General features: G+C 31.4%; 22 protein-coding genes. 10 read left to right on the top strand and 12 right to left on the bottom strand.

The genetic code is table 11. From position 1 onward, the window contains the following. On the top strand, positions 1–294 hold a 294-nt coding region (locus K8Z87_RS12780), incomplete at its 5' end, for a T9SS type A sorting domain-containing protein (protein WP_227477966.1). 7 nt (positions 295–301) lie between these two features. Here the strand turns inward: K8Z87_RS12780 and K8Z87_RS12775 are convergent. The 4 genes from K8Z87_RS12775 to gdhA form a co-directional block, all read right to left on the bottom strand. Next, positions 302–2659 carry a TonB-dependent receptor gene (locus K8Z87_RS12775; RefSeq protein ID WP_317207427.1) on the bottom strand — a complete coding sequence of 786 codons (2358 nt, stop codon included), beginning with the start codon at positions 2657–2659 and terminating at the stop codon, positions 302–304. Positions 2660–2764: 105 nt separating this feature from the next. Continuing rightward, complete coding sequence (gene recO / locus K8Z87_RS12770; RefSeq protein WP_227477964.1) at positions 2765–3487, bottom strand: DNA repair protein RecO; 723 nt, start codon at positions 3485–3487, stop codon at positions 2765–2767. Between the two features lie 5 nt (positions 3488–3492). Further along, a complete protein-coding gene (porZ, locus tag K8Z87_RS12765) occupies positions 3493–5871 on the bottom strand; it encodes a type IX secretion system anionic LPS delivery protein PorZ (RefSeq protein WP_227477963.1) in 2379 nt (792 codons plus the stop codon). Positions 5872–5989: 118 nt separating this feature from the next. Beyond that, on the bottom strand, positions 5990–7333 hold the full coding sequence (gene gdhA, locus K8Z87_RS12760; RefSeq protein ID WP_227477962.1) for an NADP-specific glutamate dehydrogenase: 1344 nt from the start codon (positions 7331–7333) through the stop codon (positions 5990–5992). Positions 7334–7553: 220 nt separating this feature from the next. On the opposite strand from gdhA, the gene K8Z87_RS12755 reads away from it, so the two are divergent. Beyond that, positions 7554–8354 (top strand): THC0290_0291 family protein, encoded by an 801-nt coding sequence (locus tag K8Z87_RS12755; RefSeq protein ID WP_227477961.1) that lies wholly within the window; start codon positions 7554–7556, stop codon positions 8352–8354. Between the two features lie 3 nt (positions 8355–8357). Here the strand turns inward: K8Z87_RS12755 and K8Z87_RS12750 are convergent, their stop codons facing one another. After that, complete coding sequence (locus tag K8Z87_RS12750; protein WP_227477960.1) at positions 8358–9497, bottom strand: cystathionine gamma-synthase; 1140 nt, start codon at positions 9495–9497, stop codon at positions 8358–8360. 154 nt (positions 9498–9651) lie between these two features. Between K8Z87_RS12750 and K8Z87_RS12745 the strand changes: the two genes are divergently transcribed. Next, complete coding sequence (locus tag K8Z87_RS12745) at positions 9652–10368, top strand: DUF3298 and DUF4163 domain-containing protein (RefSeq protein ID WP_227477959.1); 717 nt, start codon at positions 9652–9654, stop codon at positions 10366–10368. Here K8Z87_RS12745 and K8Z87_RS12740 read toward each other — a convergent pair. Together K8Z87_RS12740 and K8Z87_RS12735 are read right to left on the bottom strand one after the other, a co-directional pair. Then, on the bottom strand, positions 10361–11611 hold the full coding sequence (locus K8Z87_RS12740) for a cation:proton antiporter (RefSeq protein WP_227477958.1): 1251 nt from the start codon (positions 11609–11611) through the stop codon (positions 10361–10363). The two genes, K8Z87_RS12745 and K8Z87_RS12740, sit on opposite strands and share 8 nt — an antisense overlap. Positions 11612–11615: 4 nt before the next feature. Further along, entirely contained in the window at positions 11616–12077 is a 462-nt protein-coding gene (locus K8Z87_RS12735; RefSeq protein ID WP_227477957.1) for a DinB family protein, read from the bottom strand. 80 nt (positions 12078–12157) lie between these two features. Here K8Z87_RS12735 and K8Z87_RS12730 point away from each other — a divergent pair, with 80 nt between their 5' ends. Genes K8Z87_RS12730 through K8Z87_RS12720 form a run of 3 tightly spaced genes read left to right on the top strand, consistent with a single transcriptional unit; the run spans position 12158 to position 14530 of the window. Further along, a complete protein-coding gene (locus K8Z87_RS12730; RefSeq protein ID WP_227477956.1) occupies positions 12158–12511 on the top strand; it encodes an arsenate reductase family protein in 354 nt (117 codons plus the stop codon). Beyond that, positions 12504–13397 (top strand): DMT family transporter, encoded by an 894-nt coding sequence (locus K8Z87_RS12725; RefSeq protein WP_227477955.1) that lies wholly within the window; start codon positions 12504–12506, stop codon positions 13395–13397. Before K8Z87_RS12730 ends, K8Z87_RS12725 begins: the two co-directional genes overlap by 8 nt. Beyond that, positions 13397–14530, top strand: a complete 1134-nt coding sequence (locus K8Z87_RS12720) for a hypothetical protein (RefSeq protein ID WP_227477954.1) — start codon at positions 13397–13399, stop codon at positions 14528–14530. Before K8Z87_RS12725 ends, K8Z87_RS12720 begins: the two co-directional genes overlap by 1 nt. A 10-nt stretch (positions 14531–14540) precedes the next feature. Here the strand turns inward: K8Z87_RS12720 and K8Z87_RS12715 are convergent, their stop codons facing one another. Beyond that, entirely contained in the window at positions 14541–15014 is a 474-nt protein-coding gene (locus tag K8Z87_RS12715) for an acyl-CoA thioesterase (protein WP_227477953.1), read from the bottom strand. Between the two features lie 85 nt (positions 15015–15099). On the opposite strand from K8Z87_RS12715, the gene K8Z87_RS12710 reads away from it, so the two are divergent. From K8Z87_RS12710 to nadD, 3 genes are read left to right on the top strand one after another with little or no spacing between them, the layout of a single operon-like run. Then, a complete protein-coding gene (locus K8Z87_RS12710) occupies positions 15100–15957 on the top strand; it encodes a YicC/YloC family endoribonuclease (RefSeq protein WP_227477952.1) in 858 nt (285 codons plus the stop codon). Between the two features lie 26 nt (positions 15958–15983). Further along, a complete protein-coding gene (gmk, locus tag K8Z87_RS12705; protein WP_227477968.1) occupies positions 15984–16556 on the top strand; it encodes a guanylate kinase in 573 nt (190 codons plus the stop codon). Beyond that, positions 16553–17131 carry a nicotinate (nicotinamide) nucleotide adenylyltransferase gene (gene nadD, locus K8Z87_RS12700; protein ID WP_227477951.1) on the top strand — a complete coding sequence of 193 codons (579 nt, stop codon included), beginning with the start codon at positions 16553–16555 and terminating at the stop codon, positions 17129–17131. Before gmk ends, nadD begins: the two co-directional genes overlap by 4 nt. Before the next feature lie 44 nt (positions 17132–17175). Here nadD and K8Z87_RS12695 read toward each other — a convergent pair whose 3' ends face one another. The 4 genes from K8Z87_RS12695 to K8Z87_RS12680 form a co-directional block, all read right to left on the bottom strand. Beyond that, complete coding sequence (locus K8Z87_RS12695; RefSeq protein WP_227477950.1) at positions 17176–17820, bottom strand: hypothetical protein; 645 nt, start codon at positions 17818–17820, stop codon at positions 17176–17178. A gap of 107 nt (positions 17821–17927) precedes the next feature. Continuing rightward, positions 17928–18287 (bottom strand): YraN family protein, encoded by a 360-nt coding sequence (locus K8Z87_RS12690; RefSeq protein ID WP_227477949.1) that lies wholly within the window; start codon positions 18285–18287, stop codon positions 17928–17930. A 48-nt stretch (positions 18288–18335) separates the two neighbouring features. Then, positions 18336–19355 carry a S66 peptidase family protein gene (locus K8Z87_RS12685; protein ID WP_407704203.1) on the bottom strand — a complete coding sequence of 340 codons (1020 nt, stop codon included), beginning with the start codon at positions 19353–19355 and terminating at the stop codon, positions 18336–18338. A 54-nt stretch (positions 19356–19409) separates the two neighbouring features. Next, a complete protein-coding gene (locus K8Z87_RS12680) occupies positions 19410–20027 on the bottom strand; it encodes a hypothetical protein (RefSeq protein ID WP_227477948.1) in 618 nt (205 codons plus the stop codon). Between the two features lie 120 nt (positions 20028–20147). Between K8Z87_RS12680 and metG the strand changes: the two genes are divergently transcribed. Continuing rightward, positions 20148–22208: a methionine--tRNA ligase gene (metG, locus tag K8Z87_RS12675; protein ID WP_227477947.1), complete on the top strand. Its 2061-nt coding sequence runs from the start codon at positions 20148–20150 to the stop codon at positions 22206–22208. Positions 22209–22310 lie beyond the last annotated feature (102 nt).

The raw sequence follows: 22310 nt of genomic DNA, 5'->3' as shown, positions 1-22310 counted from the left end.
TTTGAAATTGTATTTCAAAATAATACGCTTTCAACGGATGATGAAATCATTCAAGACAATGGGTTATCTATTGTTGAACTTACCGATGGAAATGTTCAATTCACCATTAAAAACAGTAATCTAACTATAGATACAGTAACAATTTTTGACCTTCAAGGTCGATTAATCTATGATTTAGATGGGGATAATTCTATTGAAATTTATAACCTGTCTAATCTAGGGACTTCTGCTTATATTGCTAAAGTGCTATTATCTAATGGGCAAACTGTAACTCAAAAATCAATTAAAAAATAAAACTGTTTTATAAGCTATATTTCAATGCTACAATAAAATTTCTGCCAGCAGCAGAAATTCCTGAAGAATATGTTCTGTAACGTTGATCTGTAATATTCTCTAAACTCGTCGTTAATTGAAAATTTTCGTTAATTTGATATTGTGCCCTAAAGTTAAATGTATGCCAAGATGGTGAAAATGGATTTCCGTTTTCGTCTATAGCATATAAAAATGGTTTTGATCTTTCCGAAGGCGAAAGTTCATCGAAAGACAGCTCCCCATTATACACTGCAAAAGCATCAAGTTCTAGTTTTTTATACTTCCATATTAAATGTGTGTTCCCAAAATCTGGTGCTACATGTCTAACAGGAACTTCTTCTCCATCATCACCTTCTTCTGATCCACCTATAACATTGTATTGCGATCTCAACTTTAAATTATCTGTAAAATTGATTTCTGCCCCAATTTCAAATCCATAGATATCAGATTGAGAAGCATTTTGTATGGCTTGTATATTGCTTGATTCACCGTTAAAAATAATTTCGCGTTGTCCATTTAAAGTAAAATCTCTTCTTATCAATGCATCGTCTAAAAAAGTATAATATGTAGCGATATCGAAAATAACTTTATTACTAAAATTTAATTTTAAACCTAACTCAGCTCCATAAGCATATTCTGGTTTTAAGTCGTCATTAGGTACTACTACCGATCCTGGTTCGGAATCAAAAACTTTACCTAAATCGTCTATATTTGGTGCTCTAAATGCTGTAGAGGCATTAAAATTCCATTGTATCGTTTCATTAGGTATCCAACTTACACCAGCAGTACCAGTAAAAGCTCCTGGGCTACTATTAGAAGTATCAAATGGTAAGTCTAAAAACACATTGTTTTCTGTGAAATCTGCATTAATAACTATTTGATTATAGCGCAATCCTCCTTGAAATACAAAATGTGTATTGGGCTTATATTTTAAACTAGTATACGCTGCTATAGATTGCCAAGTTGACCCATCTGGGTAGCGCGTTGATATTGGCGCATTAGCATTAGTGTTTATGTTCGTTGTAAAAGCTTCTGAACTTACTTTGTTGTATAAATATTCTACTCCATAAAATAAGCTCGAAGTACTATTTAATTTCTTTTCTAAATCTAAATTAAATGAAATAGCGTCGACATTTTCTATACGTGTTCGTCTATCATCAGATTGAAAATCTCTATCTATTCTACTCTCTTCAAAATGTTGATACGCTGTTGTCGCTTTTATTTTATCATACAAATTAGACCTACTGCTTAACTTGGTTAATGATATATTTCCTAAAAACCAACGTTGTGGCCCATAATCCCATTCTGCAGAACGCAAGCCACCATCATTACTAGGTCTTATTAAACGATCATATCTAGAAAATTCTGATGTTGTAGAATAATAAAGCCCTAAATCAAAATTTAAATTATCAGCTGGCTCATATCTCACCTTTTGTAATAAATTAATTTGATCATAACCTGTTGGAACTTGAACTAAAGGATCTGGGTTTTCTACTAAAGTATCTACCCCATCAATTCTTTGTACAAAACGTGTTCTTAGATATTCATCAGGACCATCACTTCCCATTCTTAAATCATCAAAATCTGTATAACTTATACTACTTAAAAAGCCCCATTTTTTATAACCTATGTTAAAATCTGCATGTGCTGTCTTTTCATTATTTGCTGTAGAATAACGCAATACTGCATTTGCTTTTGTATAGACTTCATCTTTATAGGACAGTTGCGGTTTTTTTGTATGAAAACTCATTACACCTCCAATAGCATCACTCCCATAAACTACAGAGCCAGCACCTAAAGTTACCTCTGTATTTTGTATGGTAAAAGGATCTATGGATATAACGTTTTGAAGATTACCTCCTCTAAAAATGGCATTATTCATACGTACACCATCTACGCTAATTAATAATCGGTTAGTAGAAAACCCTCTAATTATAGGACTTCCACCACCTAGTTGACTTTTCTGCACAAAAATATTTCCTGTGCCTTCTAATAAGTCTGCACTTGTTTGTGGGTTAGCAAAGCCTATCTCTTCAGCATCTAGACTTACGATTGTTTGAGGAATATCTCGTCTACTTTGCTCAAATTTAGAAGCAGATATAACCACTTGATTTAGGTCTTCAATAGACATAACCATGTAGACTATATAATTGTTATTTGCTACCTCCGATTTTTTTAATTGAACTTTGGAGAATAAAAAATTCTGAAAGAAAATGGTTTCATCATCTTCAAAAACATCTAATTGTGCTTTTCCATTTATATCTGTAATTGCAGATTTTGTTTTCTTTAAATTATATAAAGTTACACCAGAAATAGGCTGATTATTTCCTTTCTCTTTTACTGTCACAGTTTGAGCAGATGCGCTTATAGTTATAAAAAGAGCTAGAAAATAAAATATATAGTAAGTCTTTGTCTTCGACATTTAATCTTCTTCAAGAGATTTATTAGGTAATTAACGAAAAATCTCGCTAAGTACTTTAAGAGATTTTGGTTTTTTAAAATCCCCCAAATGTAATTCAAAATAATACAATAACATATTTAAAAAATCGTGCCGTTCTGCAGCATTTATTTTTATGGTATTTAATTCATCAAAATTTATGCCTAACAGCCTTTTTAGGAGTGTTAAACTTTTTCCAGAAACAGAATACGAAGCTTTTGAATAAGCTTCAAAACTTCCTGTTTGCAAATTAAAAGATTTACTATTTTCATTGGGCATATCTGGTTGAAAACCGAGATAACGTGTTAACTTTAAAAGAAATAATAAATGAAAATTTGCAAAATGCTCTTCAGTATCTAAATATTGAAATGCTGTTTCTAAAAAATGATATAAATCTTTATTCTGCTCTTCTTCTCTAAGTACCATAGCCAGTAATTCGGATAAAAACAAAACAATGGCACTTTTATATACATTAGTATGAAGGCTCTGGTATATATAATTTGATTTTACATCTTTAAAATATTGCAAAGATTGATTAGACCTATAGTTCTCTTCTATAGAAAGCTGCATTAAGGGTTGAAAATAAACACTTTTAACCTTATTTGTTTTACTTGGCTTAAGCGCGTTTTTTGCTATATAGCTAACTGCGCCTCTATGTTCTGTGTAAGTTCTTATAATAAGGTCATAATCTTTATATTTTAGCTTATTTAATACAATTATATTAGTCTTTATAAGCATTATAATTACCTTATAATTAGAAGTTTTAAAACTTTACTTTCAAAAGAATCTAAATCTGAAATTAAAATAAGATATACACCTGAGGCTACAATATTATTGGCTAAGTTTCTACCATTCCAAATCCCTGTACCTCCATCAATAGCAAAATTAAATCCCAGATTTGAATTTCTTCTGTTAACTCTAGATTGTGCTTCGGCAACTAAGTTGCCTTCAATATCAGTTATTTTAACATTTACATTTTCTGTTAGTCCGGCTATCTTTATTCCTTTAGTAATATCATTTAAATCACTAAATCCTAATATCTCATATTCTGGTCGAACAGGGTTTGGAAATACATGAGCATCTGTGAGATTTTCTTCAGGTGAAGATCCTCCTGCTCTAAAAGAGACTAATCCTCTATCGGTTGCAAAATAAACTGTACCATTACCACTATCTATAGACATATCTGTAACTGAATTACTTGGTAATGGAGAATTATCAGTCGTGAAATGGAAAATAGTAGTTTGTCCGTCTGGTGTAAAATAGAATACTCCCGAATCTGTTGTACTTACCCATTTGCTGTTTGACCCATCTACTATAATATCTGTAATAAACTGATCTTCTAACAATTCTCTAGCAACTCCATTCTCTAAAAATATAATTGGTTGTGCTACTGGATTTGGATCTTCGAAAAAACCTGATGTATTAAACAAAACACGCAGGCCAAAATCAGTACCTATCCATAATTGATTAGAACTGTCAATAGCTAAAGCTCTTATATGTTCTATTGGTAAACCTTGATCTTCTGTACGAATATTTTTAATAGGTTCACTTAGATTTTCGTTATAGGCTATAACTCCATTTGTAAATCCTGCAATCCATTTGGTGCCATTTCTATCAATAACGATATCTGAGAACCCTAATTCATCTAGTAAAGCGTCTTCAATTAAACTACTAAAATCGAAACTTTGCCATTGCCCATTAGATGGGTTATAAACACGTAATGCAAAATCTACTCTACTTGTTATAGACCATATTCTCCCTTCGGTATCAAAAGTAGTGCCTGCTGTTCTAATACTAAAAAAGTTTGGTGATCCTGGAAGTACTAAAGATTCTAGCGGACTATTGGTATTATTAAATAATGTAGTTGCTTGCACATCATTAATTTCTAATAGACCATCATTATATGAGCTCACAAAAACCTGATTTGTATTTAATGGGTTAATACTGATATAATTTAAGTCCCTTGGATTAAATAAGCTATCATTAGGTATATTTCTCCAAGAATTATTTCTTAAATAACTAATTCCATCTCTTCTACTTCTGGGTACAAAAAACTGATCGTATAACCCATAAGTCATCCACAATTCATTATTACCTGCTTCAATTTTAAAACCTGAATTAAACAAAGGTCCTTCAGGTCTAATTTCTGAAAAAGATTGTGAATTTCCCGAAGTTGTATTTAAAACCCCAAAAGAATTTGTGCCAACAAAAATATCTTCTCCTAAAGTAATTGCAGAAGTATACTCTGTCTCAAACTCTTCTGTTTGATTAACTTGAGTTATTAATGTTGCGTTAGAATTATATATAAACACATCATCAGTAGTTGTATAAAGTAATTGATTGTCTGACACTTCTGTGTCAATAGGAAGGCGATTAAATGTTAAACGTTGATTTAAAACATCATTAACAATTTCAAATAAAACCCTATCAATTCTTAAACTATACAGTCTATTCTCTGCTTGTTCAATAGAAACAAAGCTTCCATTAACAATAGTTTGCCATTGCTGAAAGTCTATAAGGTTAGGGTTTGACAATAACCCTTTTCTAATACCATTCCCGTTAGGACACGCCGCATATATAGCATCATTAAAAACGGTGGTTTTTTCAACAGGAATTTGATTTCCATTATCGCCAATAATAAATGTATCTCTAAATTCTAACTGCTGAAGATCATACACTACAATACCAAAATCTGTAGAAATATAAACTAATCCTTCATGTTCATTAAAATCATTAATAACTTTAAGAGATGGAGCTATTGTTTCTTGCTCTAATATATCAACTACAGAAAGCACACTATCATCCGATTCAAAATAAATTTCTATTAGACCTGTTTGGTAACCAATAAGTAGTAATCTATTTTCTAAATCATATTCTATAGTGGTTATAATATTACCAGATAATCCATCTATAGTGGTTATCGTCTCTACTTCATTAGTATTAACATCATAACTAAAAATAACATTTTCTGAAGCTGCAAATATTTTTGTGTTACTACGAGTAACATCTATAACATTAAAATATGAAAAATGACCTTCCCATAATGCCGAAAAATCTTGAGCCTCAATTGAAAATGAAGTAAGGAAAATTATATAAAAAACGAGAATGTACCGTTTTAGCATTTTATAAATTTTATTCAAATATATCTATTACTAACGGTATTTTTAAAGATATCATATGTAAAATAAAAAAAGCTCCTACACTAAGAGTAGAAGCTTTTATATCTATAATAAACTGATGTTAAACAACTCCTTGTGCTAACATTGCATCTGCTACTTTTACAAAACCTGCAATGTTTGCTCCTTTTACATAATCAACAGTTCCATCTGCTTGAGTTCCGTAAGTAACACATGAAGCATGAATATCATTCATAATTTGATTAAGCTTAGCATCTACTTCTTCTCTAGTCCAATTAAAACGTAATGAGTTCTGACTCATTTCTAAACCAGATGTTGCTACACCACCGGCATTAGAAGCTTTTCCTGGCGCAAATAACACCTTAGCATTTTGTAAGATTTCTATACCTTCTGGAGTGGTTGGCATATTTGCTCCTTCAGCTACTGCTATAACATTATTATTTACTAAAGCTTTAGCTTCTTCTTTATTTAATTCATTTTGTGTGGCACAAGGTAAAGCTATATCACAGTTAACTGTCCAAGGTCGTTCTCCTTTATAGAATGACGCATTTGTATATTTCTCAACATACTCATGTATTCTTCCTCGTTTTACATTTTTAAGCTCCATTATAAAAGCTAATTTATCTGAATCTATACCATCTGCATCGTATATATAACCAGAAGAATCAGACATTGTAATCACTTTTCCTCCAAGTTCTGTTGCTTTTTCACATGCATATTGTGCTACATTACCAGAACCAGAAATAACTACTGTTTTGCCATTAAAAGAATCTCCTTTTGTTGCTAACATATTTTTAGCAAAATACACACAACCATAGCCTGTAGCTTCTGGTCTAATTAAAGATCCTCCATAAGACATTCCTTTACCTGTTAATACACCTGTAAATTCATTCTTTAGTCTTTTATATTGACCAAACATATATCCAATTTCACGGCCTCCTACTCCAATATCTCCAGCAGGAACATCTGTATTTCCACCAATATGACGAAACAATTCTGACATAAATGACTGACAAAAACGCATTACTTCATTATCACTCTTTCCTTTTGGGTTAAAATCAGAACCACCTTTTCCGCCTCCCATAGGTAACGTTGTCAATGAATTTTTAAATACTTGTTCAAAGCCTAAAAATTTTAAAATACTTAGGTTTACTGATGGATGAAAACGTAATCCTCCTTTATAAGGTCCTATGGCCGAGTTAAATTCTACTCTAAATCCTCTATTTACTTGAGTATCTCCATTATCGTCAATCCAAGGCACTCTAAATATAATAGTCCGTTCAGGTTCAACCATTCGTTCTAATAACATTTTTCCTTGGTATTGTGGGTTTTCTTCAATAAAAGGGATTACTGTTTCAGCAACTTCATGCACTGCTTGCATAAATTCTGGTTCATTACCATTTCGTTGCTTTACAAGGTTTAAAAAAGATTCGATTTTATCTTGCATATGAATTATTATTAGTGAATTCTCATTTTAAAGGCACAAAGATACATTATCTCTAAAAAAAACAATTTATATTTTTAATATTATCAATAATTTTTAGAATTCAATTTTTGAACTTAAATTTGAATACACGCACAATAAATTTACATTTTAACGGATTTATTTTGTATTTCGTCGAGTTTTTATATATTTGCTATAGAATGCCTAAATCTTAAATACACCTATGAGTCTTAATCTTAAGCAATCACTTACCATTTGTAGTTTATTTTTTATACTACAAAATGCATTTGCGCAATTAGGTTTCTCTCATGAAATCGGCGTCATTGCTGGCCCCGTACAATTTAGGTCTGATTTTGGACAACGCCTTAATGAAGAAAATAACATAGGTAATACAGGTATTGGTATAGGGATTGTCCATTACATTAATTTTTCTTATCGTTCTGATTGTAATTGTTATACTGCCGACACTTACTTTAATGATCATTTTAAATTACGAAGTGAAATTTCATGGAATAAAACACAATTAGATCATTTTGGTCGTTGGGTAGATCCATCTATGACAAGTATTAATTCTGATCGTTTACGAGCACATTCTGGTGAAGCTAATAATTTTGATGTTGGTATGCAGCTTGAGTTTTTTCCGTTAAGCATTAGAGCTTTTTCTTCTCATAGAGGAGCTTGGGCGCCATTTATAAGTTTAGGAACACATTTTACTACATCGAGTCCTAAAGGATTTACAAGCTTTGGAGATGGAGATATTTTTAACCCAGATAATATTTTTCAGCCGTGGATAAATGCAAGCCCTGATTTTCCTATAGATCTTGATGTTATAAATGCTTGGTCCGTAGTCTCTAGTGTTGGTGTACGTTATAAATTAACTATTCTATCCGATTTAATGTTAGATCTTAGATTTCAATATTATTTTAGTGATTGGATTGATGGTCTTAATCATGAATTGCCTTCTAATAAATTTAACGATGTTTTAATTTGGTTAAATTTTGGGTATATCTATTATTTAGATTAATACTTATCCTATTGCTTGTTCCAAGTCTGCTATTAAATCTTCCTTGTCTTCAATGCCAACACTCAACCTAATTAAAGCATCTACAACTCCTGTTTTTTCACGTGCCTCTTTTGGTATGCTTGCATGCGTCATACTTGCTGGATGACCAGCTAAGGATTCTACTCCACCAAGAGATTCTGCCAGTGTAAAGATTTTAAGATTTTCTACAATTTTAATTGCTTCATCATAGTTATTCCCTTTGGTAACAAAAGAAACCATCCCGCCAAAATCGTCCATTTGTGTTTTTGCTATATCATGATTTGGATGATCTTTAAACCCTGGCCAATACACGCTTTCAATTTTTGGATGGTTTGCTAAATACTCTGCAACTGCTTTTCCATTTTCGCAATGGCGTTGCATACGCACATGTAATGTTTTAATACCTCTTAATGCCAAAAAACTATCTTGTGGTCCACAAATGGCACCACTTGCATTTTGTATAAAGTATAAACGATCTGCTAAATCTTTGTCTCTTACAATAAGAGCTCCCATAACTAAATCGCTATGACCTCCAATATATTTTGTGGCAGAATGCATTACTATATCTGCACCTAAATCTAGAGGACGTTGTAAATATGGTGTTGCAAATGTATTATCTACGGCAAGTAATACATTGTACTTTTTGGCAATAGTAGCTGTTGCTTTTACATCTATAATATTCATCATTGGGTTTGTTGGTGTTTCTACCCAAATGAGTTTTGTATTGTCATTGATATAGTTTTCAATATTAATGGCATTTTCCATACCTATAAAGTGAAATTTAATTCCAAATTTCTTATAAATATTGGTGAATAGACGATAGCTGCCTCCGTACAAATCACTAGTAGAAATAACTTCATCTCCTGGTTCTAGCAATTTTAAAATTGCATCAATTGCAGCTAAACCAGAGCCAAAAGCTAAACCATAATTCCCGTTTTCTATACTTGCAAATGCATTTTCTAAAGCGTTACGTGTTGGATTATGAGTACGAGAATATTCGTAACCTTTATGTCCACCAGGTGTTGACTGTGCATAGGTAGAGGTTTGATAAATTGGTGGCATTACAGATCCATATGCCGGATCAATTTTTTGTCCTCCGTGTATTATTTTGGTGTTGAATTTCATACAATTATTTATCTATTAAAACCTCTTAGGCTTCAAGTTATATAATTACTTATTAAGTTTTGTATCTTTTGATGTGCAACAAATTTACTTTATAATTCGTTGTATTCAAATCATAGTAATATCTTTAATTAATGTTTAACCAAATCTCATTTTTTTGAAAAATTTCTGTTTTTCTATAATAATCATCTCTCTTTTTTATTCTTGCAATAATGAAGTTAAACCTCTTGTTTTTAAAACAGAGGTTATTTCTGAAGATTTAAAAATTAATAGTGAGATCTCTTTTAATGAAGTTGATGGTAATGATGCTATTTCTAATAAAATAAATGCAACGCTTCAAAATAAAATTGCTGCTTTAATTCCTAATTCTGAAAACCAAACCACAATTAAAGATGCCGTATTAGCTTTTGATAATGAATATACATCCTTTGTAAATGATTTTTCTAACAATGAGCATGTTTGGGAGCTTCATATAGAAACTGAAGTAATTTATCAATCTGAAGAAATTATTACTATTGTTGTTAATGTCTATTCAGATACTGGTGGCGCTCATGGTAATGATACCATTCAACTTTTAAATTTTAATACTGAAACAGGGGCATTGTACGACCATTCAAATATTATTAATGATATAGAAGGTTTTAAATCTATAGCGGAAACTTATTTTATAAAATCTATTAAAAACGATTCCGAATCTACTTCTATATCAGAATTCTTTTTTGGAAAATCATTTCAATTACCAGAGAACATAGGGTTTAGTGAAGATGGTATTGTGTTATTATATAATACCTATGAAGTTTCTACCTTCAATCAAGGTTTTACAGAATTTGTTATTCCTTTTGAGGAAGCAAATCCCTATCTAAAAATTAACTAGACTTAGGTTTTGTAATCCTCCTAATAATAGGGCCTACGGTTAAACCTTGTCCTATAATTGATACAATAACTATAAGATAAGTCATTACCAAAAACAACTCTCTGTTCATTGTACTAGTTAATCCCAATGCTAATGCTATAGAAATTCCTCCGCGTAAACCTCCCCAAGTCATTATTAAATTGGTTTTAGGCACAAAATCGAGACGTTTGGCAAAGAATTTAATTGGTAACCAAAGTGAAATATAACGACACATTAATAATATAGGTATGGCCAATAAACCTGCATATAAATAATTTTTCTCAAAAGATAACACTAACATTTCCATCCCAATCATTACAAAAAGCATTGTATTAAGTAAGACATCTATCAATTCCCAAAACTTATCTACATAAGTTTCTGTAGTTTCAGACATAGCCGTATCTCGTACAGTATCGTTACCAACAATAAGCCCAGCAGTTACCATAGCTAATGGTGCAGATAAATGAAACTCATGCGCTAATAAAGTGCCTCCCATAACTGCTGCTAAGGTAATAATCACCTCAACCTCATAATTATCTATAGATTTCATTAAACGGTATGTAACCCAACCTAAAAGTCCGCCTAAAATAATGCCGCCAAAGACTTCTTGAAGAAAGAGTTGTGAGATTTCAGAAACCTCAATAGCTGCATCTGGATTTTTTGCAATAGCAAAAATAGTTAAGAATACAACGACTCCTACTCCATCATTAAACAAGGATTCACCAACTATTTTGGTTTCTAATTTTTTTGGTGCTCCAGCTTTTTTCAGAATTCCTAAAACAGCTATTGGGTCTGTTGGCGAGATTAATGCTCCAAATAATAGGCAGTTAATAAATGAAACCGGAAAACTCATCCAACCCAATACATAAAACATAACAATGCCTACTAAAAATGTTGAAATCAATACACCAAATGTAGCAAACATTAATATAGGCCAACGTTGAACTTTTAACTGATTAAAATTGGTATGTAATGCTCCTGCAAAGAGTAGGAAACTTAGCATAATATCTAACAGTAAAGTTTCAAAGTCTATATTAGATATAAATGCTTTTTCTCTTACCAGCAAGGTGTCATCAAACTGGCCGATAACAACAACCACTACAGTAAAAACCATGGTTATAAGCATTAAACCAATAGTAATAGGTAATTTTAAAAACCTAACATTGATATAACCAAATACTGCTGACAGTACAATTAATATTGATGCAACACCGTAATAATCCATATCCTTATAATGCTTTTTTTAATGCTAAAATATAACCTAAGTGAATCCCTTCATGAAAGTTATTAAAATCTATGGCTTCTTCTGCTTTGGTTAGTGTGCTTCCTGTAGAAACCGTATACGCTTCATAATTTTTAAACACTCCATTATTATAATCAGTGTTTGTTTGGTCTAGTGGAGTGTACAATAAGCTTCTAATCTCGTCAACTTCTGTTTGGCTTACATCTCCTTCAGTTTTAGTACCTTTTCTATATTTTGCAATCATCTCATCAGAAAGCATACCATCTAAACCCGATTTCTTATAAACTAAAAGTTGTTGTGTAACAATGCAATGTGCAATATTCCAAATGACATTATTTTTAAACCCTTGCGGCACTTTATTTAATTGTTCTAATGACAAATTATCAATAAATCCTTCTAATAATTTTCTGTTCTTTTTAGCGACATCTATACGGTAATTAACACTCATATCTTTTTATCTAAATGTGATTATTTTTCAAGTTAAATAAAGCTACTTTTGTAACTACAAATTACGCGAATCTTTAGCACATGAAAAAAATATATTATTTAAGCACTTGCGATACTTGTAAACGTATTATTAATGAACTCGACTTACCTTCAGGTTTTACGCTTCAAGATATTAAAACAGAAGCTATAACCGATACTCAAATTGAAGAAATGAGAGCATTATCAGGAAGTTTTGAAGCTTTATTTAGTAAACGTGCGCGTCTGTATAAAGAACTTAATCTTAAAGATATAGCACTTACTGAAGCAGATTTTAAAAACTATATTTTAGAGCATTATACATTTTTAAAACGTCCAGTAATTTTATTTGAAAATGAAATTTTTATTGGTAACGCTAAGAAAACTGTTGAAGCTGCAAAACTAGCCATACATGAATAGTAGGGTTTTTGCCATAGTAGCCTTATTTTTAGTTCAACTTTTATATGGACTTAATTATACTTTTGCAAAAGTTATTATTAATGAAAATTTTGTGAAACCGCTTGGTTTAGTTGTATTGCGGGTTGGTGGTGCAATGTTGTTGTTCTGGTTAATTAGTCCATTATTACCTAAAGAGAAAATTGATAAAAAAGATTATATAAAGTTTTTTGTTGCTGCCATCTTTGGAGTAATGATTAACATGATTTTATTTCTAAAAGGTTTAGAATTAACCACTCCAATACATGCATCTTCAATTGTAACCATTACCCCAGTTGTTATTTTAATTCTGTCCTCTTTTATTCTTAAAGAAAAAATAACAACATTGAAAGTCGTAGGTGTTGTCTTAGCCCTTTGTGGTGCATTAACACTTACTATCTATGGCAAGTCGACAAGAGTTGGGGATAATGTTGTTCTAGGCAATATTTTAATTTTTATAAACGCTATTTCTTATAGTATCTATATTATTTTAATTAAAAAACTTACTGAAAAATATCACCCTTTTACATTTATTAAATGGCTATTTTTATTTGGTTTTATTATGGTATTACCTTTTGGTTTTAGTGATTTACAAACCATGGAATGGCGTAGCTTTACACCTTATGCAACATGGGCTTTAATTTTTGTTGTTGTTGGTGCTACATTTGGAACATACTTATTAAACCCTGTAGCATTACGACGCTTAAAGGCTTCAACCGTAGGTGTATTTATCTATATACAACCTGTAATTGCAGGTTTATTTGCTATTATTATGGGAATTGACGCTATAGATGTAACAAAAGTTGTTGCCATGTGTCTAATATTTTCGGGAGTCTATTTAGTTTCCTTAAAGCCAAAACCCAAAATATAGTGCATTTTAAGACTGTTTCGTTTAATACCATAAAGACAATTCCAAATGCGTATTGGGATAGTCTTAAATGTTGTACTAATATTTATTATTCTCCAGAATTTTTAGAAGCTTACGAGATTGCGAACACAGATATAGAATTTAATTACATTTTTATTCTTAAAAATAATGAAGCTGTTGCTTTTGCAAATACACAAATTGTTACGCTTGGTGTAGAAACGATTACTCAGAATATTAAAATGACATCTTGGTTAAAACGAAATATTAATCGAATGTTTCGTAATAATCAAATCCGTGTTTTGTTTTGTGGCAATGTGTTTTTAAGTGGTGAATATGGTACGTTTCTAAAAGACGGAGAAGATAAAGTAGAGACCTTTACTGCACTTGCTGAAGGCGTAAAACAACTTGCTAAATCCACAAAACGTTTAAATGCGTTATTTATTAAAGATTTTAAAGATGAATCTCGTTATATCACGGATCATCTCTCGGATTTTGATTATGCCACGATGCAAGTAGAGCCAAACATGATTATTACTTTAAAACCAGAATGGCACTCTTTTGAAGATTATAAAAAAGCATTAAAATCTAAATACCGTATAAAAGCAAACAAAGCAGATTCAAAAAGTGAAACTTTAGTTACTCAATTATTTTCTGAAAAAGATATAGAAACCTATAAAGATCAGCTTCAAACTTTATATCAAAATACTATTGCTAATGCCGATTTTAATGCTCAAGTTCTTAATCTTAATACTTATATTTTATTAAAAAAAGTATATCCTGAAGCATTTATAATTAAAGGTTATTTTTTAGAAGATAAGCTTGTTGGGTTCCTTTCGGCTATGAAAAATGAAACCTTTTTAGATGCACATTTTATTGGTGTTGATTATTCTAACAATAAAGAATACGCCATTTATCCTCGTATTTTAAATGATTATGTGCGTTTGGGTATAGATGCTAAAACTACACATATTAATTTGGGTCGTACGGCCTCAGAAATAAAAAGCACGCTTGGCGCCGAACCAGAAACATTAACTTGTTATTTTAAGCATCGAAGAAAAACTCTAAACACATTTATAAAACCATTCATTAAAAACGTAAAAATTAAATCGTTTAAACAGCATAAACCTTTTAAGTAAACCCTTTTAATTAGAGATGCTTTGGCCTTACACTATGTTTACGAGTATCTTCTTTAGTTAGTGTTTTAAAATTTTGAGACTTAGGAAATTTATTTGCCAATTCTAGAAGTGATTCAGGCAAGCCACAAAGTTTTCTTGTTGTTAGATCTATCCAACCTCCTTGAATTTCGCAATAGGCTAAATTTTGCCCTTTAGCATCATAGAAATTATGCTCAAACATAAAAAACATACCATCTTCACTAAGTCCAGATACTTCTAAAGTAACTGTAACATCTTCATTAATAAATGCTTCTTTAAAATAATGCATGTGTTCATAAAAAACAACGGGTCCTATGTTCTCTTTCTTAATATTTGCAATAGAAAAGCCATACTTAGAAAAAAAAGACATCCGCGTATGACTCATAAAGTTAGTATATGCAGAATTTGCTAAATGACCGTTAGGATCTACATCACTCCACCGAATTTCAAATTGTTTTTTATACATATGGGTACTATTAAATGAAGTCGTAAAGTTAAAATTAAAACCGTTCTATTTTGTACCTTTGAGCAACTTTATAAAAAGGTTTTTAATGATACAATCTATGACAGGTTATGGGAAATCTGTATTTCAGCTTCCTACAAAAAAAATATCTATAGAATTAAAATCTCTAAATAGTAAAAGTTTAGATCTTAATGCGCGTATGCCATCGATGTATCGGGCCAAAGAATTAAACATTAGAAAATTAATTGCCAAACAATTGGTTAGAGGAAAAGTTGACTTTTCTTTATATGTTGAAGTTACTGGAGAAGATATAAGCTCAAAAATTAATAAAACAGTGGTTAATCAATATATTAAACAACTTAAAGATGTTGTAGACGGAGATACTACAGAATTACTGAAAATGGCCATACGTTTACCAGATGCTGTTACTACTGAACGTGAAGAAATTGATGAAGATGAATGGGTTTTAATAGCAAAAGAAATTAATACTGCTATAGCGCATATTAAAACTTACCGTAAAGACGAAGGTGCTATTTTAAAACAAGATTTTGAACAAAGAATTTCAACATTAAGAACATTACTCAATCAAGTCATAACTATGGATCCTGAACGTATTGATGGAGTTAGAGCACGTTTAGAAAAAGGCATTGCAGACATTAAAGAAAAAGTTGACGAAAACCGATTTGAACAAGAGCTTGTTTACTACATAGAAAAATTTGACATTACTGAAGAAAAAGTAAGGCTTGATAATCACTTAGATTATTTTACATCGTCTTTAAACTCTGAAGATTCTAATGGGAAGAAGCTAGGATTTATATCTCAAGAAATTGGTCGAGAAATTAATACCATAGGATCTAAATCTAATTATGCTCCAATGCAAAAATTAGTAGTACAAATGAAAGATGAACTCGAAAAAATAAAAGAGCAATTATTAAATGTTCTTTAAAAAATACTATTGTGTCAAGTAACAATATAAAAAAAGGTAAACTCATTGTATTTTCTGCACCATCTGGTTCAGGAAAAACCACTATAGTTCGTCATTTATTAAACCAAAAAGAATTGAACTTAGAGTTTTCTATTTCTGCTACATCTAGAGAAGCTCGTAGTAATGAACAACATGGTAAAGATTATTATTACCTATCGCTTGAAGAGTTTAAAAACAAAATTAAAACCGATGCGTTTTTAGAATGGGAAGAAGTTTATAGAGATAATTTTTATGGCACTTTAAAAACTGAAATTGAACGGATTTGGGCTAAAGGAAAACATGTTATTTTTGATATTGATGTTTCTGGCGGATTACGAATTAAAAGAAAATTCCCTGAAGAAACTTTAGCACTTTTTGTAAAGCCTCCAGATCTTAATGAGTTGGTAAGGCGTCTTAAAGATAGAGGTGAAGAAACCGAAGAAAAAATTAGCATGCGTGTTGCTAAAGCACCAGCTGAGTTGGCAACAGCACCATTGTTTGATGTTATTGTAGTTAATGAGGATTTAGATAAAGCATTAGAAGAAGCTTATCATTTAGTTTCAGAATTTATTGCAAAATGAAAATTGGTTTATATTTCGGAACGTTTAACCCAATCCATGTTGGGCATTTAACTATTGCTAATCATTTAGCTGAGCATAGCGACATGGATCAAGTTTGGTTTGTTGTTACCCCATTAAGTCCTTTTAAGAAAAAAAGTAGCCTTCTAGACAATCATCAACGTTTAGAAATGGTATATAGAGCTACAAAAGAATACCCTAATTTAAGACCTAGTGACATTGAATTTAATCTACCAGAGCCTAATTATACTATAAATACATTAACTTATTTAATTGAAAAATTCTCTGAGCACCAATTTGCCTTAATCATGGGTGAAGACAATTTAAAAAGTTTTCATAAATGGAAAAATTATGAACTCATACTAGAGAATCATAATATCTATGTATATCCTAGAATTTCTAAAGGCAAAGTAGAATCTCGTTTTAGTAGTCATCCAAAAATAATTAAAGTAGATGCTCCTATAATGCAATTATCGTCTACATTTATAAGAAATGAAATTAAAGCCGGACGGAACATAAGGCCTATGTTACCTGAACATGTTTGGGGTTACTTAGATGAAATGAATTTCTATAAATAAAAAAGAGCGATATAATATCGCTCTTTTATAATAATTTCTTGTCTTTATCTATCGTTAGATCCGCCATCATCAATATCACAAGCAGATTGTTCGGCCTCAATATACATTGCCCAATTTCTTCCATCAAAATCTCTAACTGTATAACCTTCTGTTTGTTCGTCTTCATTTTCACCTAAGAGACTTCCTGCCCAAGCAGTTTCACCTCCGTTTGATCCTATAACCTCTGCATGAGCTGCAAAACAATATAGATCCGTATAATCTGGTAATACATCTAAACTAATACGATATACCACTTCATTAATATTTGTGCTATGAGGCTCTGTATGTTCAAATTTACCTACCTTAGGATTTCCTGAACCTGTTTCCGGAGCCCATTGTTCATTACAATCACCAATACTCATGTGGGTTAAATTAATTTCCCAACCTTCTATTGTAGTGTATGTTAAAACTAAATCGGTCTCTGTTCTATCTATAGTTACAGTTCCTACAACTGTATTTTGACCAGCAATAAGGTCAACTACTATACAAGGGTCATCTAGTGATTCTCTAGACTGGGCATTTTTATCAACATTATATTCTGAAACTAAAAAATAATTTTGCTCAATGGATTCCTGGTTAAGTTCATCTTGTTCACAGCTTAAAAACAAAGCCATAAATAACAAACTCAATGTTTGCAATCTTAGTTTCATAATTTTATAATTTGGGGTTAATTTGAGGTGAAACTATAAATTAAATCGATATAAATATAATTTTTTCGATAAAACGCATTTAAAAAGAAGTTTTTTCTTACTTATGATTAAAAATAATAAAAAGCATCTTCTAAATGCTCAATTGTATATTTTGATTTTTCTTTTACAATAGCAATAATATCAAAACGTACTTCTACGTCTAAATCATTTACAGTAACATATTCGTCAACAGCTTTAACCAAGTTTTTAATTTGCTTAGGCTTTACAAAATCTTGAGGATTTCCAAAATCTACAGTAGACCGAGTTTTTACTTCAATTATGGCAAGAATACTATCTTTTTGAGCAATAATATCTACTTCGGCTTTTTCAAACCTATAGTTGCGCTCAATAATCTCGTAATCTTTCTTCAAAAGAAAATCTACAGCCAATTGTTCACCTTTTTTGCCTAATTCATTGTGTTGTGCCATTTTATTCCTGAGAAAGCAATAATCGATGCTTTCTAATTATAACTATTGTTATTCTTCAAAAATTATCGTAGACTTATCTTTGTCAACTATTAACTCAACAGTTTTCCCTAAAATCAAAGCGCGATTATCTTTTTCATGTCCTGCGGGCATGTTAAAGGCAACAGGAAAATCATAATCCGTTAAAACATCTAAAATCAATTGTTCAATAGACGTACCCCAAAGCGTTGTATTTTTTCTAAGCTTCGTCATATCACCTACAATAACGCCTTTACAGTTTTTAAAATACCCTGCGCGTTTTAAACTCTGTAACATCCGGTCGATATGGTATTTGTATTCGCCAATTTCTTCAATAAATAAAATTTTATCCGAAGTATCAATACTGGTTTCAGAACCCAACATAGTGTGCAACATCGTCAAATTACCACCAACTATAGGTGCCGATACTTTTCCTGCCTTATTATAAGTCGAACCTTCTAAGGTGTAGTTTGTGGGATTTCCAAATAAAGCCGCTTTAAAGGTTTCTAGGGTTTCTTTTATCTCAGTTAAATCTTTGGTTAAACTCACGCCCATCATAGCGTGTAATGATTGATAACCTTCATTATGAATCTGATTGTGAAGTGCTGTAATATCAGAATAACCAACAACCCACTTAGGATGCTTTTTAAAATTAGTATAATCGAGTTTATCTAAAATTCTAACGGTTCCGTATCCACCACGCGCGCACCAAATAGCACTTATTTTTGGATCATCTAAAGCGTTTTGAAAATCTTCACAGCGCTCTTCATCTGTTCCTGCAAAATGGTTAGCCTGTTTAAAAACGTGTTTTCCAACCACAACATTTAATCCCCAACTTTTAAGTAAATCTTTAGAGCGATTAATTTCTTCAATCCTGTTTTTTAAAATTCCAGAAGGTGCTACAATGGCTACAGTATCGCCAGCTTTTAAATATGGTGGTTGAATTAATTCGGAAGTCATTCTCTTAGAATTGTCTGTTTTATTTTGACCATAAATAGAATTAACTAATACAAAACTTAAAATAATAATTAAAATACGATGTTGCAAAATCATATAAATGGCTTTTTGTAAATATAGAAAGTATTATTTTAAACCTCAATAAAGTAGTTAATATACTTTATGCCAACCCAAACCAAAATTCAAACCTAAACCAACATAATTGAATTTACCAAAACTACCATAAAGTTTAACCCCAATACTACGACCAAAACCTGTAGATTTTCCTATAGAAATTAATCTGTAAAACATTCTATATCTTCTTTTTATAGTTTTAAAAAAATGAAAGTTAATTTCAAATGGTATTGCTAAATAATTATCTCTTTTTAAAACTATATCATCATTATCAGTTTTACTATATTTAATAAGATTAGTAGACAAACCTGCTGAAACACTTAATGCATGACCATTAAAAATAAATCTTTTACCATACAATAATGCATATTCATTTAAAGAATCACCACCAAGAAAGTAAGGAATAACTAAAATGGCTTCTAGAAAATTAGGATCTTCCTTTTTTTCAGAAACATATTGCATTCTATATGTAAAAAGATTTGTGTTAGATTGATAATTTATACTTGTACCAAAATTAATACCTGAAACTTCTTGGTTTCCACCTCCACCTAATAAAACATCAAGGTATATAATGGGATTTTCCTTATTATCTTGACTTAAAACAACTTCATAATTTAATATTAACAACAAAAAAAGACATAGATTTTTCTTCATATAAAGTCGTTTAAAATAAAGATGTTAAAACTAGAAAAAGGTTGCGTTAAAAAGAGTCTTTTTCGTTTTTTATATACTTTTTTTAATGTGTACTTTTACACCTTACAAAATTTTTGTGATATGTCTAAAAGATACACAATAACAGCAGCATTACCTTATACCAATGGCCCCATACACATTGGTCATTTAGCAGGCGTATATGTGCCTTCAGATATTTACGCACGTTATTTAAGATTAACTGATAATGATGTTGCTTTTATATGCGGAAGTGATGAGCATGGTGTGCCTATAACCATTAAAGCAAAAAATGAAGGCGTATCACCTCAAGATATCGTCGATAAGTATCACGCAATTATAAAGCAGTCGTTTCAGGATTTTGGTATTTCATTCGATAATTATTCGCGTACTTCGGCTAAAATTCACCACGATACCGCATCTAAATTCTTTAAAACGTTATATGATAAAGGTGAGTTTACTGAAGAAGTTACAGAGCAATTGTATGATGCAGAAGCGAAACAATTTTTAGCCGACCGTTTTGTTGTAGGTACTTGCCCAAAATGTGGTAATGAAGAAAGTTATGGCGACCAATGTGAAAATTGTGGAACAAGCCATAATGCTACAGATTTAATAAGCCCTAAATCGGCAATTACTGGAGCAACACCAAGTTTAAAAGAAACAAAACATTGGTTTTTACCTTTAGATAAACACGAAGATTTTTTAAAAGAATGGATTTTAAAAGGTCATAAAAAGGATTGGAAACCCAATGTATATGGACAAGTAAAATCTTGGATTGACGATGGCTTACGACCACGAGCAGTAACTCGCGATTTGGATTGGGGAATCCCTGTACCTGTAGCAGGAGGTGAAGGTAAAGTGCTTTACGTTTGGTTTGATGCACCTATAGGCTACATTTCTGCAACCAAAGAATGGGCTGCAGAAAACGATAAAAACTGGGAAGATTATTGGAAAAATAAAGACACAACTTTGGTTCATTTTATAGGGAAAGACAATATTGTATTTCACTGTATTATTTTTCCAGCGATGTTAAAAGCAGAAGGTTCTTATATATTACCAGAAAACGTACCTGCTAATGAGTTTTTAAATTTAGAAGGAAACAAATTATCGACGTCAAAAAATTGGGCCGTTTGGTTACACGAATACTTAGAGGAATTTCCAAATCAACAAGATGTGTTACGTTATGCATTAACCGCTAATGCACCAGAAACTAAGGATAACGATTTTACTTGGAAAGATTTCCAAGCGCGTAACAATAATGAATTGGTTGCCATATTTGGAAACTTCATCAATCGTGTAGTAGTGCTAACCAATAAATATTATGATGGCGTAGTTCCAGAAGCTAATGAATTAAATGCCGTAGATGAAGAAACTTTAACCACACTTAGAGCTTATCCGTCTGTTATTTCAAGTTCTATTGAGCGTTATCGTTTTAGAGAAGCAAGTCAAGAGCTAATGAATTTAGCACGATTAGGAAATAAATACTTAGCTGATGCAGAACCTTGGAAAGTGATTAAAGTTGATGAAGCACGTACACAAACCATAATGTATGTGGCATTACAAATAGCATCTGCTTTGGCAGTATTGAGTGAACCATTTTTACCTTTTACATCTATTAAACTAAAAGAAATACTTTGTCATTCTAAACTTGATTCAGAATCCACTTGGAGCAACATTTCAACACAAGAGGTGCTATTACCTTCAAGACATCAAATAGGTAAAGCAGAATTGTTATTCTCTAAAATCGAAGACAGTCAAATTCAAGAACAGTTAGATAAATTAGAAGCTAGTAAAAAAGCAAATGAGGCAGCAAATAAAGTTGTTGAACCTCAAAAAGAAACCATAACGTTTGATGACTTTACAAAACTAGATATGCGTGTGGGTACTATTTTAGAAGCTGAAAAAATGCCAAAAACTAAAAAGCTAATGAAGCTTAAAGTTGATACAGGGATTGATGTACGAACCATTGTGTCTGGTATTGCAGAAAGTTTTACGGCTGAAGAGATTGTTGGTAAACGGGTTACGGTATTGGTCAATTTAGCACCAAGAGCATTACGTGGTGTCGAAAGCCAAGGGATGATTTTAATGACCGAAGATGAAACTGGCAATTTGGTATTTGTAAGCCCAAGTGAACCAGGCGTTTCTAATGGCTTAAGAATTAGTTGATTCTTCATTTTATAAATTGAACACTATATAACCATAAAACAACGTTAAAGTTTAGCACTTATGGTATAATTTTTGCTATTTTTCTTACTAAATATAAAACTA

This window comes from Winogradskyella immobilis, assembly GCF_021887715.1.
GTDB lineage: Bacteria > Bacteroidota > Bacteroidia > Flavobacteriales > Flavobacteriaceae > Winogradskyella > Winogradskyella immobilis.
The sequence above is the reverse complement of the archived record's forward strand: the minus strand, read 5'-3'. Positions and strand labels throughout refer to the sequence as shown.

Coding starts and splice junctions, on each gene's coding strand:
- nadD (WP_227477951.1), top strand. CDS start 16,553: ATGAAAATTGGTTTATATTTCGGAACGTTTAACCCAATCCATGTTGGG.
- K8Z87_RS12750 (WP_227477960.1), bottom strand. CDS start 9,497: ATGAAATTCAACACCAAAATAATACACGGAGGACAAAAAATTGATCCG.
- K8Z87_RS12730 (WP_227477956.1), top strand. CDS start 12,158: ATGAAAAAAATATATTATTTAAGCACTTGCGATACTTGTAAACGTATT.
- metG (WP_227477947.1), top strand. CDS start 20,148: ATGTCTAAAAGATACACAATAACAGCAGCATTACCTTATACCAATGGC.
- K8Z87_RS12725 (WP_227477955.1), top strand. CDS start 12,504: ATGAATAGTAGGGTTTTTGCCATAGTAGCCTTATTTTTAGTTCAACTT.
- gdhA (WP_227477962.1), bottom strand. CDS start 7,333: ATGCAAGATAAAATCGAATCTTTTTTAAACCTTGTAAAGCAACGAAAT.
- K8Z87_RS12685 (WP_407704203.1), bottom strand. CDS start 19,355: ATGATTTTGCAACATCGTATTTTAATTATTATTTTAAGTTTTGTATTA.
- K8Z87_RS12735 (WP_227477957.1), bottom strand. CDS start 12,077: ATGAGTGTTAATTACCGTATAGATGTCGCTAAAAAGAACAGAAAATTA.
- porZ (WP_227477963.1), bottom strand. CDS start 5,871: ATGCTAAAACGGTACATTCTCGTTTTTTATATAATTTTCCTTACTTCA.
- K8Z87_RS12715 (WP_227477953.1), bottom strand. CDS start 15,014: ATGTATAAAAAACAATTTGAAATTCGGTGGAGTGATGTAGATCCTAAC.
- recO (WP_227477964.1), bottom strand. CDS start 3,487: ATGCTTATAAAGACTAATATAATTGTATTAAATAAGCTAAAATATAAA.
- K8Z87_RS12680 (WP_227477948.1), bottom strand. CDS start 20,027: ATGAAGAAAAATCTATGTCTTTTTTTGTTGTTAATATTAAATTATGAA.
- K8Z87_RS12695 (WP_227477950.1), bottom strand. CDS start 17,820: ATGAAACTAAGATTGCAAACATTGAGTTTGTTATTTATGGCTTTGTTT.
- K8Z87_RS12740 (WP_227477958.1), bottom strand. CDS start 11,611: ATGGATTATTACGGTGTTGCATCAATATTAATTGTACTGTCAGCAGTA.
- K8Z87_RS12690 (WP_227477949.1), bottom strand. CDS start 18,287: ATGGCACAACACAATGAATTAGGCAAAAAAGGTGAACAATTGGCTGTA.
- K8Z87_RS12710 (WP_227477952.1), top strand. CDS start 15,100: ATGATACAATCTATGACAGGTTATGGGAAATCTGTATTTCAGCTTCCT.
- K8Z87_RS12755 (WP_227477961.1), top strand. CDS start 7,554: ATGAGTCTTAATCTTAAGCAATCACTTACCATTTGTAGTTTATTTTTT.